This is a genomic window from Acidimicrobiia bacterium, from assembly GCA_016650365.1.
GTDB lineage: Bacteria > Actinomycetota > Acidimicrobiia > Spongiisociales > JAENVV01 > JAENVV01.
Map to the genome: position 1 here is coordinate 1 of JAENVV010000215.1, position 2,279 is coordinate 2,279.

At 63.2% G+C, this 2,279-nt stretch carries 2 protein-coding genes; one reads left to right on the plus strand and one right to left on the minus strand.

Annotated features, from left to right (window positions below):
• Positions 1-134: 134 nt before the first annotated feature.
• Positions 135-1,628 carry an S-layer homology domain-containing protein gene (locus JJE47_12920; protein ID MBK5268327.1) on the plus strand — a complete coding sequence of 498 codons (1,494 nt, stop codon included), beginning with the start codon at positions 135-137 and terminating at the stop codon, positions 1,626-1,628.
• A 41-nt stretch (positions 1,629-1,669) separates the two neighbouring features.
• Here the strand turns inward: JJE47_12920 and JJE47_12925 are convergent.
• Positions 1,670-2,279: methyltransferase domain-containing protein (locus tag JJE47_12925; GenBank protein MBK5268328.1), on the minus strand; the 610-nt coding region annotated here is incomplete at its 5' end.

Below are 2,279 nucleotides of genomic sequence, written 5' to 3' on the forward strand. Positions count from 1 at the left end.
GGGACGACCTTTGGCCCGGGCGCCGGCGCTTCTATGTGACGGACCCGGTGGGCAACCGTCTCGAATTCCTCGACGAACGAGCCTGAGACCCGACCACGACTTCAGGTCTTGATCACAATGCCGATTGGTACTCCATGGCTTTGTTCGCCGCGCTCTTTTTGGCACTTTCCCTGGTTGTGTTGCCCCTTGGGGGGTCGTTTATCGACGATGACGGCAACGTGCACGAAGGATCCATCGAAGCGATCGCCCAAGAAGGCATCACCCGGGGCTGCAACCCACCAACCAACACCCGCTACTGCCCCACCCGCACCGTCAACCGCGAACAAATGGCCGCCTTCCTCGCCAGAGCCCTCCACCTCCCCACCACCGGACACGACTACTTCACCGACGACAACGGCACCCTCTTCGAAAACGACATCAACCGGTTGGCCGCTGCCGGAATCACCCAAGGCTGCAACCCACCAACCAGCGACCGATTCTGCCCCCAAGCAACCATGACCCGCGGACAAATGGCCGCCATGCTCGCCCGAGCCTTCCACTACCCCGCCTCACCGGTCGACCGGTTCACCGACGACAACGGGCACCTCTTCGAAGCCGACATCCAAAAGATCGCCGCCATGGGAGTCACCGTCGGCTGCAACCCACCCACCAACGACCGATTCTGCCCCGATCAGCCCGTCCGCCGCGACGCCATGGCCTCCTTCCTCACCCGAGCCCTCAAACTCACCCCAACCACCCCACCGCCGCGCTGTCCAACGCTGCCAGCCGATGACGTGTGGAACACCCGGATCGACAACCTGACCGTGCACGCAAGATCCCAGGACTATGTGGCTGCGTTGGGAGCCAGTCGAACGCTCCATCCTGATTTCGGCGCCGGGGTGTGGCCCCCCGACTCTGACAGTCCCATCGGCATTCCCTTTCTTGAAGTGCCCCAGGGCACACCCGACGTGTCCGTCATCTACGACGCGTACGGCTCCGAGTCCGATCCCGGACCGTTCCCGATTCCGCTTGACGCGCCGATCGAAGGAGGCCCCAGTTCTGCGGGCGACCGCCATGTGATCGTGATTGATCGTTTCCGTTGTGAACTGTTCGAACTGTTTGATGCTTCGCCAGGAATCGGCAATACCTGGACGGCTGCCTCGGGTGCTCGCTACGACCTCACGTCCTCGGATCTCCGTCCCGACGGGTGGACTTCGGCCGATGCGGCCGGCCTGCCCATCTTCCCCGGGCTCGTTCGGTACGACGAGGTAGCCGCCGGCGAGATACGTCACGCGATCCGCTTCACGGCCGACCAGACCCAGGCGGCCCATGTCTGGCCTGCCCGTCACGACGCATCGAGCAATGGGTCGCCTGCCCTACCGCCGATGGGCCAGCGATTCAGGCTCAAGGCGAGTTTCGACACGTCCGGCTACTCAGCGGAGGTAGGCGTCATCCTCGTTGCCATGCAGAGATACGGACTGATCCTCGCCGACAACGGAAGCTCCTGGTTCATTTCCGGCGCCCCGGACCCTCGCTGGGACAACGACGTTTTGAGAGAACTCAAGACCGTTCCAGGCTCTGCGTTTGAAGCTGTCGAGATCTCCCCGATGATCATCGACCGCGACTCGGGGCGAGCCAACCAGCCGTAGCCACGTCGCTGAGATCTTTTATGGACGATCTCGGCGCCGCTCTAAAGGGGTTCGACCGCACTTGTCGGAGAATCAAGGCGGGCAAACACGGCCCAGCGGGTTTCCCAGCGGCGGCCCGAGCAGTCCGCGTCGTCGTCGGTCACGAGCTCAAAATTCGACCCGAGCGCCAGGGCGAGATCGTCGGTCGCCATGGCATACGGCGGGCCGCCATGTTCGATTGGTTTGCCCATCGGGAACACGACCGAAACAAACCGGCCTCCTGGCTTGACCCACCCGGCGGCTGCCAATCCGAACTCCATCCGCCTGGCCGGAGAAATCGCGCAGAAACAGGTGTGATCGAATACGAGGTCAAACGGCTCTTCCGGCCGATAGGCGAACAAATCGCCAAGGACGAACTCCCCTCTGCCCTGGACTTTGCCGTCAAAGAGGGGCTCGGCGGAAGGCGCAAAGTCGAGGCCGGTAACCACCCAGCCATGATCGGCCAAAGCCCCGGCATCATGGCCGGATCCGCAACCGGGAACCAGTGCTCGACCGGGGGAACCCGCACCGAGTCCGGGATCACGCTCCAGACGGGCGGTCAGGTCGGAATAGGGTTGACCAAGGTCCCACGGCGTTTGGCTCATGGCATATCGGATCGACCAGAAAGACGCA